The 19,060-nt window shown below is 67.5% G+C and carries 21 protein-coding genes; 6 read left to right on the top strand and 15 right to left on the bottom strand.

The window, feature by feature from the left end:
* Window position 1 precedes the first annotated feature (1 nt).
* Window positions 2–673 carry a GntR family transcriptional regulator gene (locus tag A6B37_RS09230; protein ID WP_102776267.1) on the bottom strand — a complete coding sequence of 224 codons (672 nt, stop codon included), beginning with the start codon at window positions 671–673 and terminating at the stop codon, window positions 2–4.
* Between the two features lie 145 nt (window positions 674–818).
* Here A6B37_RS09230 and A6B37_RS09225 point away from each other — a divergent pair, with 145 nt between their 5' ends.
* Window positions 819–1,823: a tripartite tricarboxylate transporter substrate binding protein gene (locus A6B37_RS09225; protein ID WP_111825596.1), complete on the top strand. Its 1,005-nt coding sequence runs from the start codon at window positions 819–821 to the stop codon at window positions 1,821–1,823.
* Window positions 1,824–1,840: 17 nt separating this feature from the next.
* Here the strand turns inward: A6B37_RS09225 and A6B37_RS09220 are convergent, their stop codons facing one another.
* Window positions 1,841–2,446, bottom strand: coding sequence for a hypothetical protein (locus A6B37_RS09220; protein ID WP_246842440.1), 606 nt, complete (start codon window positions 2,444–2,446; stop codon window positions 1,841–1,843).
* 136 nt (window positions 2,447–2,582) lie between these two features.
* Window positions 2,583–3,650, bottom strand: a complete 1,068-nt coding sequence (locus A6B37_RS09215) for a porin (protein WP_102776282.1) — start codon at window positions 3,648–3,650, stop codon at window positions 2,583–2,585.
* Between the two features lie 539 nt (window positions 3,651–4,189).
* Between A6B37_RS09215 and A6B37_RS09210 the strand changes: the two genes are divergently transcribed.
* Together A6B37_RS09210 and A6B37_RS09205 are read left to right on the top strand one after the other, a co-directional pair.
* Window positions 4,190–5,113, top strand: a complete 924-nt coding sequence (locus A6B37_RS09210; RefSeq protein ID WP_111825595.1) for a LysR family transcriptional regulator — start codon at window positions 4,190–4,192, stop codon at window positions 5,111–5,113.
* A 117-nt stretch (window positions 5,114–5,230) separates the two neighbouring features.
* The gene (locus tag A6B37_RS09205; RefSeq protein WP_246842439.1) at window positions 5,231–5,551 is read left to right on the top strand and encodes an outer membrane protein assembly factor BamE; all 321 of its coding nucleotides are present in this window, start codon (window positions 5,231–5,233) and stop codon (window positions 5,549–5,551) included.
* Between the two features lie 81 nt (window positions 5,552–5,632).
* Here A6B37_RS09205 and A6B37_RS09200 read toward each other — a convergent pair whose 3' ends face one another.
* Window positions 5,633–5,857 carry a YdcH family protein gene (locus tag A6B37_RS09200; RefSeq protein WP_102776262.1) on the bottom strand — a complete coding sequence of 75 codons (225 nt, stop codon included), beginning with the start codon at window positions 5,855–5,857 and terminating at the stop codon, window positions 5,633–5,635.
* A gap of 258 nt (window positions 5,858–6,115) precedes the next feature.
* Here A6B37_RS09200 and A6B37_RS09195 point away from each other — a divergent pair, with 258 nt between their 5' ends.
* On the top strand, window positions 6,116–7,264 hold the full coding sequence (locus A6B37_RS09195; RefSeq protein WP_102776261.1) for a sterol desaturase family protein: 1,149 nt from the start codon (window positions 6,116–6,118) through the stop codon (window positions 7,262–7,264).
* Window positions 7,265–7,306: 42 nt separating this feature from the next.
* Here the strand turns inward: A6B37_RS09195 and ycaC are convergent, their stop codons facing one another.
* The 11 genes from ycaC to A6B37_RS09140 form a co-directional block, all read right to left on the bottom strand.
* Complete coding sequence (gene ycaC, locus A6B37_RS09190) at window positions 7,307–7,933, bottom strand: isochorismate family cysteine hydrolase YcaC (protein ID WP_102776260.1); 627 nt, start codon at window positions 7,931–7,933, stop codon at window positions 7,307–7,309.
* A 117-nt stretch (window positions 7,934–8,050) separates the two neighbouring features.
* Entirely contained in the window at window positions 8,051–8,998 is a 948-nt protein-coding gene (locus A6B37_RS09185; RefSeq protein ID WP_102776259.1) for a LysR substrate-binding domain-containing protein, read from the bottom strand.
* 106 nt (window positions 8,999–9,104) lie between these two features.
* Entirely contained in the window at window positions 9,105–10,193 is a 1,089-nt protein-coding gene (locus A6B37_RS09180) for a LacI family DNA-binding transcriptional regulator (protein ID WP_102776258.1), read from the bottom strand.
* Window positions 10,194–10,218: 25 nt separating this feature from the next.
* Complete coding sequence (locus A6B37_RS09175; protein WP_102776257.1) at window positions 10,219–11,253, bottom strand: succinylglutamate desuccinylase/aspartoacylase family protein; 1,035 nt, start codon at window positions 11,251–11,253, stop codon at window positions 10,219–10,221.
* 68 nt (window positions 11,254–11,321) lie between these two features.
* Window positions 11,322–11,669 carry a RidA family protein gene (locus A6B37_RS09170; protein WP_013395491.1) on the bottom strand — a complete coding sequence of 116 codons (348 nt, stop codon included), beginning with the start codon at window positions 11,667–11,669 and terminating at the stop codon, window positions 11,322–11,324.
* A gap of 30 nt (window positions 11,670–11,699) precedes the next feature.
* Entirely contained in the window at window positions 11,700–12,485 is a 786-nt protein-coding gene (locus A6B37_RS09165; protein WP_102776255.1) for a transporter substrate-binding domain-containing protein, read from the bottom strand.
* Window positions 12,486–12,509: 24 nt separating this feature from the next.
* Window positions 12,510–13,250, bottom strand: a complete 741-nt coding sequence (locus A6B37_RS09160; protein WP_102776254.1) for an amino acid ABC transporter ATP-binding protein — start codon at window positions 13,248–13,250, stop codon at window positions 12,510–12,512.
* The gene (locus A6B37_RS09155) at window positions 13,237–13,887 is read right to left on the bottom strand and encodes an amino acid ABC transporter permease (protein ID WP_102776253.1); all 651 of its coding nucleotides are present in this window, start codon (window positions 13,885–13,887) and stop codon (window positions 13,237–13,239) included. The genes A6B37_RS09160 and A6B37_RS09155 overlap by 14 nt, the downstream gene beginning before the upstream one ends.
* An 11-nt stretch (window positions 13,888–13,898) precedes the next feature.
* Window positions 13,899–14,567, bottom strand: a complete 669-nt coding sequence (locus tag A6B37_RS09150; RefSeq protein ID WP_102776252.1) for an amino acid ABC transporter permease — start codon at window positions 14,565–14,567, stop codon at window positions 13,899–13,901.
* A gap of 3 nt (window positions 14,568–14,570) precedes the next feature.
* A complete protein-coding gene (locus tag A6B37_RS09145; RefSeq protein WP_111825593.1) occupies window positions 14,571–15,872 on the bottom strand; it encodes an alanine racemase in 1,302 nt (433 codons plus the stop codon).
* Window positions 15,873–16,002: 130 nt separating this feature from the next.
* Entirely contained in the window at window positions 16,003–16,965 is a 963-nt protein-coding gene (locus A6B37_RS09140; protein WP_111825592.1) for an AraC family transcriptional regulator, read from the bottom strand.
* 279 nt (window positions 16,966–17,244) lie between these two features.
* On the opposite strand from A6B37_RS09140, the gene A6B37_RS09135 reads away from it, so the two are divergent.
* The gene (locus A6B37_RS09135) at window positions 17,245–18,312 is read left to right on the top strand and encodes an aldo/keto reductase (protein WP_111825591.1); all 1,068 of its coding nucleotides are present in this window, start codon (window positions 17,245–17,247) and stop codon (window positions 18,310–18,312) included.
* Between the two features lie 86 nt (window positions 18,313–18,398).
* Window positions 18,399–19,058: a thiopurine S-methyltransferase gene (locus A6B37_RS09130; protein ID WP_102776248.1), complete on the top strand. Its 660-nt coding sequence runs from the start codon at window positions 18,399–18,401 to the stop codon at window positions 19,056–19,058.
* Window positions 19,059–19,060: the final 2 nt, after the last annotated feature.

Below are 19,060 nucleotides of genomic sequence, written 5' to 3'. Positions count from 1 at the left end.
GCTAGGCGCCGCCGCCGGCCTGCAAGGCCTTGACGAAGTCGTCATAGAGCGTGCGCACGTGCTGGCGGGCCAGTTTTTCCGCCAGCTCGGCGTCGCGGCGCTCGATCGCGTCGATGATGGCCAGGTGCTCGCGCAGCGAAGTGCTGAAGCGGTGCAGGCGCTTGATGGTCTGGCGCCGGTACGTGGTCTGCCTGTGGCCGAACGCGGCCCAGACGCGCTCGAGCAGGCGGTTGTTGGCAAGCGCGATGATTTCCTTGTGGAACGCGACATTGGCCTGGCCATAGGGCACCGGCGCGAACGTGTCTTCCTCCAGCCCGATGAAGGGCGCGAACAGGGCGCGCAGCCGCTGCACGTCGCGCTGCGAAGCGTTGAGCGCGGCCTCGCGCGTGGCGAAGCCTTCCAGCTGCTCGCGCAGCTGCAGCCATTCGATGTATTCCTCGTCCGTCACCGGCGTCAGCAGGGCGCCGCGGCCGGGGCGCAGGTGGACCATGCCGGTGCTTTCCAGACGGATCAGCGCCTCGCGCACGGGCGTGCGGCTGACCCCCAGCTGGTTCGCCAGGTCTTCCTCGCGCACCCGCACCGGCTCGGTGATGTCTTTCATCATGTCCCGCAGCAGGGCGCTGACGTCCTCGTACACGGACTGCGAGCCTGCCTTTTTTTGTATGCCAGTCATCGTTTTGTATACAAATATCAATTCAGGTATTCAATGTAGTGCTGTTGTGCACCAGAAGCCTATAGGGGTTTACGCGGTTGGGGCATACTTCATCCGCCGACCGGCGCCCGTTCCAAGGCGCGGCATATACAAGGAAGAGACAGGCATGACCCAGCAATTCACGATCCGTGCCCGGCACGGCTTATCGCGCAGGAAACTGCTGTGCGCCGCATTGGCGGTGGCCGCGATGGCAGGCCCTTTGCAGGCCGCGCAGGCCGAGGATTTCCCCAGCAAGCCGATCAAGCTGATCGTGCCGTTCGCGGCCGGCGGGGGCAACGACGGGATCGCGCGTTTGCTGGGCCAGTTGCTTTCCGATGACCTGAAGCAGCCGGTCGTGGTCGAGAACCGCCCCGGCGCCGGTGGCAAGCTGGGGGTGGAGCAGGGGCTGCGCGCGGAGCCGGACGGCTACACGCTGACGTTGATCTCCAACAGTTATTCGGTCAATCCCAGCCTGTACCAGTTGCCGTTCGACCCGGTGGCGGACATGACACCGATAGGCATGATTGCGCGCGCGCCGTTCTTCGTGTCCGTGCATCCGGGCGTGCCGGCGAACACGCTGTCCGAGCTGGTCGAGCTGGCCAGGAGCAAGCCCGGCGAGCTGACTTACGCCTCGTCCGGCACGGGCGGGATTTCGCATCTGGCGATGGAGGCCTTTCTGAAGGCCGCGGGCATTTCCATGACCCACGTCCCGTACAAGGGCTCGGCGCCGGCATTGACCGATACGGTTTCGGGGCAGGTCGATGCGATGCTGACGACCGCGGGGTCCACGCTGCCTTATCGCAAGGACCAGCGCCTGAAGGTGTTGGCGGTGACACTGCCCGAACGCGTATCGTCAGCGCCGGACCTGCCTACGGTGCGGGAAGCGGGCGTGCCGTACGACGTGACGGTGTGGTACGGGCTGATCGCGCCCAAGGGCGTGGCGCCGGCCATCCAGGCCAGGCTCAACGCCGCAGTCAACGCGGCGGTGGTGCGGGCCGACATGGTCGAGCGGCTCCAGACCACGGGAGAAGAAGCGGCGCCCGGCACGCCGGCGGCATTTCGCGAGCAGATCGTCAATGAAATCTCGATCTGGCGCAAGGTGGTGCGCGAGGCCGGCGTCAGCGTGAATTGACCGGCGCGCGGCGCCGCCTATTGAGCGAGTTCGAAGACGTAGCTGTTGCCCGAGCCTTTCTTGCTGTCGTAGAGCGGGCACCAGCCGTCCACCGGGGCCACGGTGCAGTAGCGGTCCGAGCTGTAGATCTGCGCGATTTTCCAGGGCTGGCCCTGGTCGGCGCGTTCCAGCAGGTATTGCATGCGGACGCCGCGCTCTTTCTTGCCGCGCTCGTCGTTGTCCAGCACATAGCCGGGGGTGGGTGGTTCGGTATTGCGGATCTGGGCGATGACGTGCGCGCGTGTGGCGGACTCGACTTCCACGTTCACGATGTCGCGCGCATAGCTGGGCGGATCGCAGGCGTCGCGGCCGGCCTGCATGGCCAGCAGTTCGCCGGCGGCCAGGCCGTCACGGGCGGAGCGGATGGGACCGTACAGCCCGCCGAGTTCCTTGCAGACCGTGGACGAGTACTGCTCCTGCTGGTCGCGGACCAGCCACCAGGATTTCACCGCCGCCTCGGGGGTGTCGGCGGTGACTTTCAATTGCGGCACGGCGGCCTGCAGACGCATCCAGGGCGTCTGTTCTTCCTGGGAGCAGCCGGTCAGGAGAACGGCCAGAGCAAGCAGCACTGCGGACTTCGTCACGATAGGGGGCCCGGAGATCATCGAGGGGCGCCATCATACCGTGTCCTGGTGTGGGGGCCGTATCGGAAGGCCCGGTTTCAAGCCCTGGCCGGGCTCGGGCGCGCCCGGGGAATACCCCGGACGCGCGGTGACTGCATCAGAAGGTGTGGCGAACGCCCAGCGCGCTTTGCAGCTTGTGGGACCCGGCCGTGTCCACGCGGTTGAGGAAAGCGTAGAGGTTGGTGCGCTTGGACAGATCGTACTGGTAGCCCAGCGCCCAGCCTTCGATTTTTGCGGATGAATGCTGGTAGACGGCCATGAGCTTTCCGGTCCTGCCGGTGGGCACCGTTACGCCGGCGATGACGGCATGGACGCTCTTGTACTTGCCGTATTCGTCGCTGTTGGACTTGCGCAGGTTGCCATAGCTGGCGTGGACCTTGAACATTTCGAAGTCGTAGGCCGCGGCGATCTGGATATTGGACGAGGCCTTCTTTCTGATGAACTTTTTCTTCTCTTCTTCCTTCTGCTCTTTCTTTTCTTTCGGCTCTTGCAGATTGGGAATGGAGCGGTCATAGGTCAGCGCGAGGGCGACGGGGCCGTTGTCGTAGCGCAGGCCGGTGGTCAGCACGCGATCATGGGCGGAGGTGGCGAATGCGTCGCCGTTCGTGGCCTCGAGGCTGTAGCCCACGCCGCCCTGCCAGCCGTCCATGCGGGGCGAGGTATAGAAGAAGGCGTTGTTGACGCGGCCGCCCTCGCCGAAGTCGCCCTTGCCATTGCCCAGCACGGTGCCGTTGCCGCTTTGGCCCCAGCCGCCGCCGAAGGGCGAACCCACGCCGCCCCAGTCCGAGCCGAAGACGGACATGCGGCCCATCTTGATTTCGCCGAAGTCGCCGGACAGGCCGATATGGGTGCCGCGGCCGAACAGCCGGCCTTGTCCCTGGGTGCCGTCAGTGAGATTGAAGCCGCTTTCGAGGAGAAAGGTGGCCTTGTAGCCGTCGCCCAGGTCTTCGCTGCCGCGCAGGCCCCAGCGCGAGCCGGCCTGGTTCGAGCTTTTCTGTTTCAGGCTGGATTGGCCGTTCTTGTGTTCGTAGACGAGGCCCTGGTCGACGACGCCGAAAAGCGTGACCGAGCTGGCTGCCGCGGCCTGGAGCGGGCCGACGCAGGAAAGGGAGGAAAGGACCAGGGCGGCGCCCAGGAACCGGCGTTGCGTCTGCTTGCTTCTCACGATGAATTCCCCTTGGGTGTGGTGCTGCAATGGACAAAAGGTCTCCCTGCCGCCCGCGTGTTGCGCGGGAGGAGAGAGGAAAGGAAACGGAGGACGGGTTAGCGGGTCGGCGGGGGCATCGCTGCGGTGATGCCTTGCGTCACGCTGCGAGTAACGGGCGATGCGCGCGCTGCGTGGGCGTGCTGCCTAGGACGCAGCTGATATTGCGCTTGCGGACGGCCCGGTGACTTACTGGCTTGCAGGGCCGCAGCCTTGCACGCGGGCGCAGGAACTAGCATCTCTATCGCGTCGCCGAGGACAGGAAATCCGGCCAACACTATCGACGGGAAAGCAGCGGGCATTTGGGTTCCTTGGTCTCGGCGCTCATGCATTGAATGTTGGTTTGCGGGGGGTACAGCGCTTAGGTGTGCCGGCATGTTCGAGCCAAGCCAGATGCTTGGCAACGGTATGTACGTCTGGCATGAGCCTATGCACATCCCGCAGAATCCGGTGCTCATCCGAAGAGGACGCGCGCACTCAGCCAGCGCGCCGGGAAAGACATGAACTTCAAGCAGCTGGAGGCGTTTCTGGCCTTCATGGCCACCGGATCGACCATCGCGGCGGCGCAGCGGCTGGGCGCGTCGCAGCCCGCCGTCAGCCGCCTGTTGAGCCAGTTCGAATCCGATCTGGGGCTGCCGCTGTTCGTGCGGCGCAAGGGACGCCTGCTGCCGAGCAACGAGGCCGCGGCCTTGCTGCCGGACGTGCGCAACATGCTGCTCGACGCGGAATCGCTGCAGCGTCACGTCGGGCAATTGCGCCGGGGCGGCGTGCGGCGCAGCCTGCTGCGCGTGCTGTTGCCCGGCTCGGTGGCCCAATGCGTGATGCCATCGGTGGTGGAGCCTTTCCTGAACGACCACGGCGGCGTGGCGCTGGAAATGCAAGTGGGCAACAGCGAGGCGGGCGAGGCCGCAGTGCTGGGGCGCGAAGCCGATCTGGCGCTGGTCCGTTCGCCGACGCAGCATGCCGGCCTGCAGACGATATTGCGGCTGGACACCGACGCCGTGTGCATCATGCCGGCCGGCCACGCGCTGGAGGCTTTGCAGCAGGTGGAGCCGGGCGATCTGATCGGCGTCGATATGGTGCTGCTGGGGCGCCAGCGCGCGCTGCGCCAGCAGGTCGACCAGGTTCTGCGCCAGGGGCGCACGGTGCCGAGAATACGGGCGGAGGCGCACACGATGGAGCTGGCGTGCCGGCTGGTCGCCTGCGGCGTCGGCGTGTCCATCGTCAACGGCCTGTACGCCCGCCTGTGCCACGGGCCCGAAATCGCGTGCAGGCCGTTTGTCCCGCGGATCGGCTGCAGCCTGGACGTGATCACGCTTGCCAGCCAGCCGCGCCATCCGCTGGTGCTGGAACTGTCGCGCCGCATCGTCAACGCCATGTCGCGGCTGGCGGGCAGCGAGGCCTTCGTGGCCGTGGAACCGTAGCGTCGTTCCGTCCGGGCACGGATATCGCTTGAGCTTTCCCCTCGGCAAGTAGAGAATTTGCGCATCCGCGCCGACCGCGCAGCGCGGCTATAACAATATCGAGGGAATCGAATGAGAATGTCGTTGCTTTGCGTGGCCGCCCTGGCGGCGGGCTGCGCCACGGGTTCCAGCAATCTGATCACCGAAGCCAGGCTGCGGTCGATCCAGCTGAACGTCACGACCTACGACGAGATGGTCCGCGATTATGGTCCGCCGAGCGCGCAGCATTTCGACCGCGAAGGGCTGCTGACCGCGACCTGGTTCTATTTTTACGATGGCGACTACGGCGCCATGGACGACCAGCAGAAACTGACGGTGGTTTTCAACAAGGACCGCACGGTGCGGGACTACGTGAACGCCTCGGTGCCGGAGTCCGGCGGCAAGGGCGGCCGGAAATAAAAAACAAAGGCCGCGGCGTATTGCGCGAAAAACCGGCAATACGCGACGGCCATGCCTGGTGGCAGCGAAATTGCGCGGCGGTCAGCTACCGCCCTGGTCGGCCGCGCGCAGAATGCCGTATAGCTTGTCCTTGAGCTGCAGCTTCTCTTTCTTGAGCACTTCGACCTGATTGCCCGAGGCCGGCTTGATGCCGGCCTCTATATTCTGGATTTCCTGGTCCAGATCGTTGTGGCGCTGGAACAGCGCGGAGAAATGCGCGTTCTCGGATTTCAACTGGGTAATGAGTTGGCGGTATTCAGGAAACATAAGGGCCTCATGGAAGAACCGGTTCGAGGGGTACAGCGTAGAGCTGGGGAGCCTGATGAGCCTTGTGTTGTGGGTCCCATGACACGCCAACGCCAGGCGCTTGTCAACCGTCCGGGAAGCGCCGCTTGATCGGCCGCAACCGCCTGGCGCCGCCGTAAGGGGAGGCGGGGGAAATCTGTGCGATTTGGTCACGTGTGATTACATGATGCCGGCGGCTCGGGGATACACTCGCCTCCCCGTGGTCATCATAAAAATGAAATGAAACAGAGCGCGCCCATTTATCGGCAGGTCTACGAGTTATTCAAGCGGGACGGCCGGATCCACCCGGGCACGGGAATGATGAGCGGAGTCATCGCGCTGTTTCTGGCGATTCTTGCCGTGCTGGGCGTGCTGGCGTTTCATTTTCCAGCCTATCTGACCACGCCGGAGCTGCGCAGTTTTTATTCGGTGGACGCGATGCGCGCCTTGCTGTTCGGCGCGCTGCTGGTGGCGGGCTCGATCGCGCTGGCCAATACCGTGCTGGGGCGCCAGCGCTGGCTCAATATCTCCGCCTTCGTGCTGGTGTGCGTCGCCGTTGCGGCGGGCGGCAGCAATGTGGTGGTGACCAGCTCCAATACCGGCAACCACCCTTATCTGGGCCTGGACTGGTTTATCCTGGATCTGCTGGCGTCCAGCACCGTGTTCATTATTTTCGAGAAGCTGTTTCCGCTGTATCCCGGCCAGCCGGTGTTCCGCGGGGAATGGCAGGTGGACATGAAGCACTTCCTGTTCAACCACCTGTCGGTGGGGGCGGTGCTGCTGTGCATCAATTTCTTCGTGCACCGGCTGTTTTCGTGGGCCGCCTACGAGCCGCTGCAGCAGGCGATCGTCGCGCTGCCCTATGCAGTCGAGCTGTTCCTGGCGGTGCTGGTGGCGGACCTGGTGCAATACGCCGCGCACCGCGCCTATCACGAGGTGCCGTTCCTGTGGCGTATCCATGCCGTGCACCACAGCACCCGCACGCTGGACTGGCTGGCCGGTTCCAGGCTGCACGTGGTCGAGCTGCTGATCACCCGCGTCGCGGTGCTGGGCGTGCTGTTCGCGCTGGGCTTTTCCAAATCGGTGCTGGACGCCTACATCATCATCGTGGGCTTCCAGGCGGTGCTGATCCACTCCAACGTGAAGCTGCCCTGGGGCTGGCTGCGTTACGTGATTGTGACGCCGGACTTCCACCATTGGCACCATTCGTCGGACACCGAGGCGATCGACCGCAACTACGCCGCCCACCTGTCGTTCATCGACTACCTGTTCGGCACCGCGGTGCGCGGCGTGCGCCATCGCCTGCCCGAGAACTACGGCATCCTGGACAACGACATGCCGGGCACCTTCCTGGCGCAGCAGGCCTATCCGTTCGCGCGTAAAAAATAGGGCAGCGGCGCGCCGCTGCCCTATATACGCCGTAGCGCCGCCTTATTTGCTGCCCTTGACGGTGGAATAGGCCGCCATCAGGTTGCGGTAGTCGGGGATGTGGTTCGAGAACAGGCGGCCCAGCCCCTCGATGTCGTTGCGCCAGTCGCGGTGCAGTTCGCAGGCGACGCCGAACCAGCTCATCATCTGTGCGCCGGCCGCTTCCATGCGGCGCCATGCCGCGTCGCGCGTCACTTCGTTGAAGGTGCCCGAGGCGTCGGTCACCACGAACACGTCGAAGCCTTCTTCCAGCGCCGACAGCGCGGGGAAGGCGACGCAGACCTCGGTGACCACGCCGGCGATGATCAGTTGCTTCCTGCCGGTGTCCTTGACGGCCTTGACGAAGTCTTCGTTGTCCCAGGCGTTGATGTTGCCCGGACGGGCGATGTAGGGGGCCTTCGGGAACTGGTCCTTCAATTCCTGCACCAGCGGGCCGTTGGGGCCGTCTTCGAAACTGGTGGTCAGGATGGTGGGCAGCTTGAAGTATTCGGCCAGGTCGGCCAGCGCCAGGACGTTGTTCTTGAACTGGTCGGGCTGGAAGTCCCGGACCAGCGACAGCAGGCCCACCTGGTGGTCCACCAGCAGCACGGCGGCCTGGGACTTGTCGAGTTTCACATAGGGTTTGGTCATGGCATGCTCCTAGGGGAAGTGGAAGGCGGAGTTAACTATCCTAGGGGCAACGCGGGCTGTCCGGAAGGCGTGAATTTGAGTTTCTGCGTTTCACTCATCGGACGATATGCGTCCGGATCACTTGGCGATGGGCCCGTCGCGCAGTTGCCTCGCGCTGTGTTCCCGCCTGACCACTTCCTGGTATTCGGCGCTCATGAAATCCAGCAGGTCCCGCACGCCGGGCAGCAGGCCGCGGCGCGATGGGAAGATGGCGTGGACGCTGCCCGGTTCCGGTTGCCAGGGCGCGCCCACGTCCACCAGCGTGCCGGCTTCGATCTCTTCGCAGATCATCAATAGCGGCAGGGACACGATGCCCACGCCACGCAGCGCCGCCCGCTTCAGGGCCAGCATGTCGTCGGTCACCAGGCGCGGGCTGAACGGCACGACCAGGCGCGCGCCGTCGGGGCCGTCCAGATGCCAGTGCGATTCGCGCTGCTCGGTGCCCAGCGCCAGCGTGGGGTATTGGTTCAGGCTATGAGGGTCGGCCGGCAGATTGATGCGGCGGGCCAGCTCGGGGCTGGCCACCAGGCTCTGGCAGCTCATGCCCAGCGGCTTCATGACCAGGTCGCTGCTTTCGATGGGGCCGAAGCGCACCCGCACGGCGATGTCGAAGCCTTCGCGCAGCACGTCCACGGGACGGCTGAAGCTCTTCAGGTACACATGGACCTTGGGACACTGGACCATGAAGCGGGCGACCAGATCGCCCAGGAAGTAGTAGATCAGCGCGGGCGGCGCCGCCATGCGGATGGTGCCCTGCGGTTCGGCGCGGGTGCGGTCGATGACCTCCTGGGCGGCCTCGGCGCCCGCCAGCATGGACAGGCATTGCTCGAAGTATTCCTGGCCCAGGTCCGTGACGGCGAAGCTGCGCGTGGAACGCTGTATGAGGCGCACGCCCAGCCGCTCTTCCAGCAGCGCGATGCGGCGGCTGAGGCGGGACTTGGGGATGTTGAGCGCGCGGCCGGCCGGGGCGAACCCGCCGTTCTTGACGACCTGCACGAAATAGAAAAGGTCATTCAGATCATGCATGCAGGCTCCCGATCGTTCTGAGAATAGGACGTCGGGTCGAGCATATAACGGCGGCGGGCGCGGCGTATAGCCGCGCCGATTCCGCGATGCGGGATGCGCCAGCACACTAGGTGCTGGCGCGCAGGTTGAGCGTCAGCGGAAAGACTTCCTGGCGCGAGGCCGGCATCTGGCCGTTCAGGCGCTGCAGCAGCAATTCGCCGGCGCGCACGCCGAGCCGGCGGCTGTCGACGCCGATGGTGGTGAGGCCGGGCTCGATCTCGCCGGCGATGTCGGTGTCGCCGAAGCCGAGAATGGCGATCTCGCCCGGAATGGCGAGGCCGCGGTCGCGCGCTTCGAACAGCGCGCCCACCGCCAGCAGGTCGTTGGCGCAGAACACGGCGTCGAACGGCCGGCCCAGCGCGGCCAGGCGCGCGAACGCGGCCCGTCCGTCGGCGATGGTCTGGGCATGGTCCACGGCCAGCTCGGCCACGACTTCCAGGCCGTACTCGGCGGCCGCGGCGCGAAAGCCCTGGCGGCGCAGTTCGCCGCGACCGCCCTGGCGCGCCACGAAGGCGACCCGGCGGTGGCCGCGTTCGGCCAGGTGGCGCGCCGCCATTACGCCGCCGTCGTAGTTGGAGAAGCCCACCAGCATGTCTATGGGATCGCGCGGATAGGCCCAGGTTTCCATGATGGGAATGCCCAGCTCGTGCAGCGACTGGCGGTTTTCTTCCAGTTCGATCACGCCGGTGAACAGCACCGCGGCCGGGCGCAGGGCGCGCAGCGACGCGATCATGCTGGTTTCCTTGGCGTAGGAGTACGAGGTCTGCCCCACCATGAGCTGGTAGCCCTGGGGTTCGAGCACTTCGGCGCAGCCCTGCACCGCCAGCGCGAACTGCTGGCTCAGGATGTTGGAGACGAAGGCGGCCACCACGCTGGACTGGCCGGAGCGCAGGGCGCGGGCGTGCGGGTTGGACGCGTAGCCGGTCTGCGCCACGACTTCCAGGATGCGCTCGCGCTTTTCCTTGGCGACCTTGTCCGGCTGGCGCAGCGCGCGCGATACGGTGATGGGCGAGACGCCGGCCAGCCTGGCCACCTCTTCGATCCGCGGCGGTCTGGCGGGCAGGGCCGGGCGCGCCGGCGCGGCGCGGCCGTGGGGCTGCACGCGCAGCACGTCGTCGTAGGTGGGAGCGGAGAGGGACGCGGGCCGTTGGGTCATGCGGTGTCTATGGCGGGTTCCTGAATCAGGCGGCATCCGTCAGGATATCAGCCCGGGCGATCGGACGCGCGACCTGGATCAGGCTGTCGCCGGATTCGCAATCGGTATGCAGCCGCCTGGAGATGACGATGCCCGAGGCCCGGAAGCGCAGCACCTGCTCGTCGGCGTCGAGCCGGTTGAAGTCGTGGTAGTAGCCGGCGACGTCGCCGGCGCGCACGTGGGCGCCGATGTCCACGGCCGGTTCGAACCAGCCCCGGCGGGTGGCGAAAATATTCTGCTCGTGGCTGTCGAGCTCCAGCAGCTGCATGCCGGGGGCGGCGGGCGCGTGGGGGCCGAGCACCGGCGCGTCGGTCACGCCCAGCTTCTGCAGCAGGTTGTCGATGGCGCGCTGGGTGGCGGCCAGGCTGGCCGGCGTCAGCGTGCCGCCGCCGCCGAATTCGCCGCTGATGCCGATGGCCCCGGCGCGCGCCGCCGCGGCCATCGAGGTCGGGGCCTCGCGGCCGTTGGCCGCCACGAAGGCATGGGCCATGCCCAGCGAACCCATCAGGTCCAGCGCCCGGGCCATGCGCCCGGGGTCGTCCTGGCGTTCGATCAGGGCGGTGGGCAGGTGGGCCATCGAGGTGCCGCCGGAATGGATGTCGAACACCACGTCATGGCGCGGAAAGAGTTCGTGCTCCAGGAAGTGCGCCAGCCGTTCGGTCGGGGTGCCGCCCGGCGCGCCGGGAAAGGCGCGGTTGAGGTTGCCGTCGTCCAGCGGCGAACGCCTGCGCGCAGCCATCACCGCGGGCAGATTGGCCAGCGGCAGGATGGTGACCTCGCCGCGGATCTGCTGCGGCGACAGGCGGCGTATCAGCCGGCCGAGCGCGACTTCGCCCTCGTATTCGTCGCCGTGGTTGCCGGCCATGAGCAGCACCCGCGGACCGCTGCCGTTGCGGATGCGGCAGACGGGCGTCTTGATCTGGTAGTAGGGCGAGCGGTCCACCGAATAGGGGGTGCCCAGGAAGCTGAGCGCCTTGCCGTCGGCGTCGAAATCGATCTCGTGAAACAGGCCGGTATGCATGGAGGGAGCTGCGGCGCCGCCAGCGGCGGCGCGAAGTGGAGTGGAGTGTCGAGTGGGGGCGCGGCGTGTCAGCGCAGCGCGGCGACGGCCGTCATTTCGACCCGCAGGTCGGGATCTGCCAGCCGCGCTTCGACGCAGGCGCGGGCGGGCGGATTGGCCGGATCGATCCAGGCGTCGTAGACGCGGTTCATGGCGTCGAAGTCGCCGATGGCCGGCAGGAACACGTCCACCGCCAGCAGGCGCGATTTGTCGCTGCCGGCCTCGGCCAGCAGCGCCTCGATCTTGGCCAGCACTTCGCGGGTCTGGGATTCCAGCGAGCCCTGGCGGTTGTCGGCCACCTGGCCGGCGATGAACACGAAGCCGTTGTACGACACGGCCTGGCTCATGCGCGAGCCGGATTTGTAGCGTTTGATCATGCGTATCCTCGGTAGTCGGGCGCGCCCGGATTACATCTGCGGCAGGGTCTGGGCTTCCTTGAACCACTTTTCCTGCAGCGTCGCGAGCTTGCCGTTCATGCGGTTGGAGAAGAGAAAGGTGTTGATCCAGTTCAGCAGGTTCTGCTGCCCCTGCTGGACCGCGGCATGCGCCGGCGACTGGCGGATCAGGAACTTGAGCTGGGGCGCCTTGGCCGGATTGTCCTCGGCCACCTTGAGCGCGATGGCGCTGTTCTCGGCGAACGACTCGGCCTGGCCGGCCAGGTAGGCGGCCACCGCCGAAGGCGTGTCCTCGAAGCGCACCAGCCTGGCCTCGGGGGCGTTGTCGGTCAGCCAGATGTCCAGCGTGGAGCCCTTGGCGACGGCGATGCTGCGGCCCTTGAGGTCGGCCGCCGTCTTGGCCTGCGGCAGGCCTTCGCCGCCGTAGACGCCCAGGTTCACGGCCGCGTAGGGCTGCGAGAACATCACCTGCTGGGCGCGTTCGGGCGTGGCGCCCGCCGCGGCGATGAGCACGTCGACCTTGCCGGCGAGCAGGCTGGGGATGCGGCTGGCGCCGGTGAGCTGCACCAGTTCGAGCTTGACGCCCAGGTCGGCGGCCATGAGCTTGGCCATGTCGATGTCCAGGCCGTCGGCCTCGCCCTTGGCGTTCTTGAAGCCCCAGGGGGCGGCGTCCATCAGGACGCCGACGCGCAGCTTGCCCGCGTCCAGCACGTCCTGCAGTTTGTCGGCGGCCGCCGCGGGAGCGGCCAGGGAGAGGCAGACGGCCGCGGCGGCGGCCAGCTTGGCGAAGAGTTTCATGGGATGGCTCCGGTGGTGTATGCCTTAATGGGCGGTCGGCGCGGCCGTGCCGATGAACTGGCGCAGCTCGGGGGTCTGGGGATCGGCGAAGAGCCGGGCGGGCGGGCCCTGTTCCCACACGCGGCCCTGGTGCATGAACACGACCTTGGACGCGACGTTGCGGGCGAAGGCCATTTCGTGGGTCACCAGCACCATGGTCATGCCCTGGCGCGCCATGTCTTCCATGACCTTCAGCACCTCGCCCACGAGTTCGGGATCGAGCGCCGAGGTGACCTCGTCGAACAGCATCAGCTGCGGCGCCATCGCCAGGCAGCGGGCGATCGCCACGCGCTGCTGCTGGCCGCCCGACAGCAGGGCGGGATAGGCGTCGATCTTTTCGGCCAGGCCGACGCGGCGCAGCACGTCCAGCGCCAGCGCGCGGCCCTCGGACTTGGCGATCTTGCCGTTGAGCGTGGGCGCCAGCGTGATGTTGCGCTCCACGTTCAGGTGGGGAAACAGGTTGAACTGCTGGAACACGATGCCCACGCGCTGGCGGAACTGGCGCAGGCCGGGCATGGCGGCGTGCACGCGTTCGCCGCCGATGCGGATGTCGCCGTCGTCGACGGTCTCCAGCGCGTTCAGGCAGCGCAGCAGGGTGGACTTGCCCGAGCCGGAGCGGCCGATGATGGTGACGATCTCGCCTTCGTCGACTTCTAGCGAGACGCCGTTGAGCACCGCGTTGGCGCCGAAACGTTTGTGGACATTGGAGACTTCAACGAGCGCCATGGATGCGGCCCTCCAGGTTACGCGCCCACATCGTCAGGGGCAGGCACGCCGCGAAGTACAGCAACGCGACGCAGGAATACACCAGCAGGGGCTGGAAGGTGGCGGCGCTGGCGATCTGCCCGGCGCGGGCCAGTTCCACGAAGCCCACCACCGAGGCCAGCGAGGTGCCCTTGATGAGCTGCACCAGAAAGCCCACGGTGGGCGGCAGCGACAGGCGCAGCGCCTGCGGCGCGATCACGTGGCGGAACTGATGCCATTTGGACAGGCCCAGGCAGGCGGCGGCTTCCCATTGTTCGTGCTTGACCGCCTGGATGCCGCCATACCAGATCTGGCCCAGGAAGGCGGCCGTGTAGATGATGAAGGCCACGCTGACGGCGGTCAGCGCCGGCACCTCGACGCCCAGGAATACCGGCATGCCGAAGTAGAAGAACATCAGCAGGCCCAGCAGCGGCACGCCCTGCACCAGTTGCTGCAGGACGGCGGCCAGCCAGCGCAGCGGCGCGGCGCGATGGCTGCGCAGCAGCGCCAGCCCCAGGCCCAGCGGCGCGCCGATGGCCAGCGCGATCAGCACCAGCGCCACCGTCCATTGCAGGGCGCTCAGCAGGGAGGCGAAATCGCTCCAGGAAAACGTACGCATGCTCAAGGCTCCTAGCGGCGCACGGGCCAGGTGAAGGCCAGGCTGCCGGCCAGGGCCAGCACGGCCTTGGTGATCAGCACCAGCGTGAAGTAAATGCCGCAGATCACCGCATAGACCTCGAAGCTGCGATAGGTGCGGCTTTCGATGAAGCTGCCGGCGTGGAACAGGTCTTCGGCGGAAACCTGCGAGGCCAGCGAGGTGCCCAGCAGCAGGATGACCAGTTGCGTGCCCAGCGCCGGATAGACGTTGCGCAGCGCCGGCGCCAGCACGATGTGGCGGTAGACCTGCCAGCTCGTCAGGCCCAGGCAGTGGCCGGCCTCGACCTGGCTGCGCGGAATCGAGTCCAGCCCGGCGCGCAGGATCTCGATGGCGTAGGCGCCGAAATACAGGCTCAGCGCCACCGCCGCGGCCACGAAGGGCGGCATGCGCAGGCCCAGGCCGGGCAGCACGAAGAACACCACGAAAAGCTGGATCAGCGAGGGCGTGTTGCGGAACACCTCGACATAGGCCCGCAGGAACAGCTTGACGGGCCGGGGGCCGTGGCGCGTGAGCAGGGCGCCGGCCAGGCCGATCGCCAGTCCGGCGACGACGGCGATGGCCGTCAGCTCCAGCGTGACCTGCATGCCTTGCCAGAGCTGTTCGCGGTAGCGCCAGATCTGTTGGAAATTCAGTTGCTGCATGGCTTACCCGAAGAACGTGCGGTAGGCGGATTGCACCCGGCCGTCGGCGTCCAGGCCGAAGAAGACGCGCCAGCGGTCCAGACAGGTGCAGGGGTGCGAGATGCCGAACTCGATCACGTCGCCCGGCGCCAGCGCGCTGTCGGGCGCGACGGCCAGGAAGGCATGCTGGTCGTTGAGCCGGGTGACGCGCCCGGCGGGGTCCCAGCCGGCCAGGGGCGCGCCGTCGCGGTAGGCCGCCAGCGGCACGGGCAGGTCCTGGTCGTAGGACACGTCGCGCATGCCGAAGCCGCAGATCGCCAGCCCCGGTTCGGGACGCGACAGGACCTCGCCCCACAGGCGCAGGGCCGGCCGGAAGTCGGCGGCGGCCTGGCGGGCCTGGCCGTCGACCTGGAAGCCGGCGCGCGCGTCCATGGCCTTGAGCGCGCGTTCGTAGGCGCCGTGGTCGTGGAAGAAAATGGCGCCGCTGCGCAGCACCAGCTGGGCGTTGCCGTCCTGCGCCAGCAGCGGGCCGGCGGCCTGCACGACGTGGTCGAAGAAGGCGGAGCCGCCGGCCGTGAAAACCAGCGGCGCCTGCGGCGCCAGCGCGCGCACCTGGCCGAAGGCGCGCGCGGCGCGCTGCATCAGCGCGGCGATGTTCTGCGCCGTGGCGGCCGGGTCCGAGGTGGCGACGGCGCCTTCATAGGTGGCCACGCCGGCCAGGGCGAGCTTGCCGCCGTGGGCCGCGACGGCGTCGAGGATGGCGGCGACGGCCGCATCGTCGCGCGCGCCGGCGCGCCCGCCGCCAATCTCCACCAGCACCTCCACCGCGCGCCCGGCCTGTGCGGCGGCGGCGGCCAGCGCCGAGACCGTGGCGGCCGAGTCCGCGAACATCAGCATGCGCGCATCCGGATAGGCCGCCAGCAGCTTGCCCAGGCGGGCGCCGCTGGCGGCGCCGCCGATCTCGTTGCCCAGCATCAGGCGGCGCACGCCGGCGCGCAGCAGCACGGCGGCCTGCTGCAGGTTGGCGACGGTGGCGCCCCAGGCGCCGGCGTCCAGCAGGCGCTGCACGATCTGCGGCGACATCGGCGTCTTGGCGTGCGGCGCCAGCGCCGCGCCGTGGCTGCGGGCGTAGCCGAAAATCCGTTCGACGTTGTGGTCGAAGGCGGCCTCGTCCATGGTCAGGACCGGCAGGGCCATGTTGCCGGTCCTGGGCTGCCAGCCGCGCGAGGCCACGGCGCGCAGCGCGACGGCCGGCTCGCCGGGCGGTACGCCGCGGTAGGTGTCGTCCAGTGGGGTGTCGAGCAGGGTGTCCAGGAAGGGATTCATGCGGCCGCCGAGTGTCGGAAAACAAAGAAAAAAGAGGACGAATGACAACGTTGTCATTCGCCAGGCGGCAGTCTAATGGTAACGTTGTCAAATCAAGAATTAGGGCTATCCCTAGCCCGGTGCGGCGCGCTCAGGCGCCGGGGGAAGCGGCTTCGTCCTTCCAGCGCTGCTTGTCGCGCAGGGGCGGCGTGCCGAACAGGCGGCTGTATTCCCGGCTGAATTGGGACGAACTCTCGTAGCCCACGGCGTGCGCCGCCAGCGCCACCCCGGCGTCGTCGGTCAGCATGAGCCGGCGCGCCTCCTGCAGGCGCAGCTGCTTCTGGTATTGCAGCGGGCTCATGGCGGTGGCCTGCTTGAAATGATGGTGCAGCGAAGACACGCTCATGTGCACGTCGCGCGCGATTTCTTCCACTCGCAGCGGCTGCGCGAAGTTGTCGCGCAGGATGCGGATGGCCTTGGCCACGCGGTTGAGCTGGCTGTCCTGCAGCACCGACTGGCGCAGCACCACGCCCTGGCCGTTCATCAGCAGGCGGTACAGCAGCTCGCGCTTGACCATGGGCGCCAGGATGGGAATGTCGCGCGGCGTGTCCAGGAGGCGCAGCAGCCGCAGCACCGCGTCGAGCAGCGAACCGCCCAGCGGGTTCACGCTGAGCGCGCGCGCCGCCTCGGCCGGCGCCAGCGCGGGCAGGTTCTCGTCGCTGATCAGCTCGGTGATTTCCTCGGGGTTCAGGTCCAGGCGCAGCCCCAGATAGGGCAGGGCCGGGCTGGCCACCGACACCTTGGCCACCACCGGCAGGTCGACCGAGGAAATCAGGTAATGAAAGGGGTCGTACTCGTAGCTCTCGTCGCCGATCAGCAGCCGCTTGGAGCCCTGCGCGATCACGGCCAGCGCGGCGCGCTGCAAGCCGGGCTTGGCGCCGGTGGGCTGCGACAGGCGGTGCAGGTACAGGCCCTCGATGGGCGTGTCCAGCGAGCCTTCCAGGTCGCCGGTCATGCGGTCCAGCGTGCAGAGCAGCTCGCGGCGGGCGGGCTCGTATTCGACGGCGGGCGGGAGGCCGGCGCGATCGGCGGCCAGGGCGGTGGTCAGCGGCATGGGGGAAGCTCCGGAAGCGCGCCGGGCGGCGGCGGAGGCAGAGAATCGGGTCATGCCAGTGTAGGCCCAAGCTGGCCGTTGCGGTAATGGCTGCCGCGCGCGATGGAGAAATGGGCAAAAAAACCGGAGGAATGGATACGCCGGCCCGGCCCGCGGACCCATGCCGGAGAATCAGGCAAAAAGCGGACAGTATCGAGCAGCGCCGGCGCGCGCCGTCGGACGCATACTGTCCGGGTCGCGGCGGGCAAGCCGTCCGCCCTGTCCTGAAAGGAGCGCACCATGCGGTACAAGAAATTCGGCAGCACCGGCCTGTTCGTCTCGGAGCTGTGCCTGGGAACCATGACCTTCGGCGGCGAGGGCGAACTGTGGAGCAAGATCGGCCGCCTGCAGCAGGAAGACGCCAACCGGCTGGTCGGCCGGGCCCTGGAGGCCGGCGTCAATTTCATCGACACGGCCGACGTCTATTCCGAGGGCCGCTCCGAAATCATCACCGGCCAGGCGCTGCGCGACCTGAAGGTGGCGCGCGACGACGTGGTCATCGCCACCAAGGTCTTCGGCCAGACCGGGGCCGGGGTCAACGCCCGCGGCAATTCGCGCGCGCACATCATGGACGGCGTCAAGAAAAGCCTGGCGCGCCTGCAGCTCGACCACATCGACCTCTACCAGATCCACGGCTTCGATCCGGCCACGCCGGTGGAGGAAACCGTCAGGGCGCTGGACAATCTGGTGCAGCAGGGCCACGTCCGCTACGTGGGCGTATCCAACTGGGCGGCCTGGCAGATCATGAAGGCGCTGGGCATCGCCGAGCGCCTGGGGCTGGCGCGCTTCGAGTCGCTGCAGGCGTACTACACGATCGCGGGCCGCGACCTGGAGCGCGAGATCGCGCCCATGCTGCAAAGCGAGGGCGTGGGGCTGATGGTGTGGAGCCCGCTGGCCGGCGGCCTGCTCAGCGGCAAGGTCGGCCGCGACGGCCAGGCCGAGGCCGGCAGCCGCCGCGCCGTGTTCGATTTCCCGCCGGTGGACCGCGAGCGGGCCTACGACTGCATCGACGCGCTGCGGCGCATCGCCGAGGCGCGCGGCGTGTCTGTGGCGCAGGTGGCCCTGGCCTGGCTGCTGCACCAGCGCGTGGTCACCAGCGTCATCATCGGCGCCAGGCGCCTGGACCAGCTCGACGACAACCTCGCCGCCTGCGGCATCCGGCTCGACGAGGAAGAACTGGCCGCGCTGGACCAGGTCAGCGCGCTGCCGTCCGAGTATCCCGGCTGGATGCACGTGCGCCAGGGCGAGTACCGGCGCCAGCAGCTCATCGATTCGGCCGCGCCGAACTACAATGCTCCACACCCATAAGCGCGGGCCGCAGGCGCGGGACGCAGGCGCCTGGTGCGCCGGTCCCGGCCGGGTCCGCGCCGACTCACAGGAGGAGCAGACTCGGTATGGAAGCAGAATTCTGGCTGCAGCGGTGGCGCGAAGGGCGCACGCACTTTCATCAATCGCGGGTCACGCCGCTTTTGCAGAAATACTGGCCGGCCCTGGGCGTGCCCAAACAGGGCCGGGTGCTGGTGCCGCTTTGCGGCAAGTCGCTGGACATGATCTGGCTGGCGGCGCAGGGCAACCCGGTGCTGGGCGTGGAGCTGTCGCAACTGGCGGTCGAGCAGTTCTTCGATGAGAACGAACTCAAGCCGCTCACGCACCAGTCCATCTACGGCAAGCATTACGTCGCCGGCAACATCGAAATCATCTGCGGCGACATCTTCAAGCTGGACGCGCAGATCCTGTCGCATTGCGTCGGCGCCTACGACCGCGCGGCGCTGGTGGCGCTGCCCGAGACCATGCGGGCCGATTACGTGCGCCACGTGTACGGCCAGCTGTCGCCCGCCTACCAGGGCCTGCTCATCACGCTGGACTATCCGCAGGACGAGATGGCCGGGCCGCCGTTCTCGGTGGTCGACAGCGAGGTGCAGGCGCTGTTCGAGGCCGTGTCGCCGGCCCGGATCATCGACCGCCGCGACATCCTGGATAAGGACCCCAAGTTCCAGGCGGCGGGCGTGAGCCGGCTCGACACGGTGGTGTACCACCTGGGCGCGCAGGGCTGAGC

Origin of the sequence: Achromobacter sp. HZ01 (assembly GCF_003267925.1) — a bacterium.
Lineage (GTDB): Bacteria > Pseudomonadota > Gammaproteobacteria > Burkholderiales > Burkholderiaceae_B > Achromobacter > Achromobacter pulmonis_A.
This window is presented reverse-complemented; position numbering and strand designations above follow the sequence as displayed.

Bases quoted from the DNA above. Each gene is read 5' to 3' on its own strand.
- A6B37_RS09210 (WP_111825595.1), top strand. From the start codon at position 4,190: ATGAACTTCAAGCAGCTGGAGGCGTTTCTGGCCTTCATGGCCACCGGA.
- A6B37_RS09150 (WP_102776252.1), bottom strand. From the start codon at position 14,567: ATGCAGCAACTGAATTTCCAACAGATCTGGCGCTACCGCGAACAGCTC.
- A6B37_RS09145 (WP_111825593.1), bottom strand. From the start codon at position 15,872: ATGAATCCCTTCCTGGACACCCTGCTCGACACCCCACTGGACGACACC.
- A6B37_RS09205 (WP_246842439.1), top strand. From the start codon at position 5,231: ATGTCGTTGCTTTGCGTGGCCGCCCTGGCGGCGGGCTGCGCCACGGGT.
- A6B37_RS09165 (WP_102776255.1), bottom strand. From the start codon at position 12,485: ATGAAACTCTTCGCCAAGCTGGCCGCCGCCGCGGCCGTCTGCCTCTCC.
- A6B37_RS09200 (WP_102776262.1), bottom strand. From the start codon at position 5,857: ATGTTTCCTGAATACCGCCAACTCATTACCCAGTTGAAATCCGAGAAC.
- ycaC (WP_102776260.1), bottom strand. From the start codon at position 7,933: ATGACCAAACCCTATGTGAAACTCGACAAGTCCCAGGCCGCCGTGCTG.
- A6B37_RS09180 (WP_102776258.1), bottom strand. From the start codon at position 10,193: ATGACCCAACGGCCCGCGTCCCTCTCCGCTCCCACCTACGACGACGTG.
- A6B37_RS09185 (WP_102776259.1), bottom strand. From the start codon at position 8,998: ATGCATGATCTGAATGACCTTTTCTATTTCGTGCAGGTCGTCAAGAAC.
- A6B37_RS09195 (WP_102776261.1), top strand. From the start codon at position 6,116: ATGAAACAGAGCGCGCCCATTTATCGGCAGGTCTACGAGTTATTCAAG.
- A6B37_RS09160 (WP_102776254.1), bottom strand. From the start codon at position 13,250: ATGGCGCTCGTTGAAGTCTCCAATGTCCACAAACGTTTCGGCGCCAAC.
- A6B37_RS09155 (WP_102776253.1), bottom strand. From the start codon at position 13,887: ATGCGTACGTTTTCCTGGAGCGATTTCGCCTCCCTGCTGAGCGCCCTG.
- A6B37_RS09130 (WP_102776248.1), top strand. From the start codon at position 18,399: ATGGAAGCAGAATTCTGGCTGCAGCGGTGGCGCGAAGGGCGCACGCAC.
- A6B37_RS09175 (WP_102776257.1), bottom strand. From the start codon at position 11,253: ATGCATACCGGCCTGTTTCACGAGATCGATTTCGACGCCGACGGCAAG.
- A6B37_RS09170 (WP_013395491.1), bottom strand. From the start codon at position 11,669: ATGATCAAACGCTACAAATCCGGCTCGCGCATGAGCCAGGCCGTGTCG.
- A6B37_RS09140 (WP_111825592.1), bottom strand. From the start codon at position 16,965: ATGCCGCTGACCACCGCCCTGGCCGCCGATCGCGCCGGCCTCCCGCCC.
- A6B37_RS09225 (WP_111825596.1), top strand. From the start codon at position 819: ATGACCCAGCAATTCACGATCCGTGCCCGGCACGGCTTATCGCGCAGG.
- A6B37_RS09230 (WP_102776267.1), bottom strand. From the start codon at position 673: ATGACTGGCATACAAAAAAAGGCAGGCTCGCAGTCCGTGTACGAGGAC.
- A6B37_RS09135 (WP_111825591.1), top strand. From the start codon at position 17,245: ATGCGGTACAAGAAATTCGGCAGCACCGGCCTGTTCGTCTCGGAGCTG.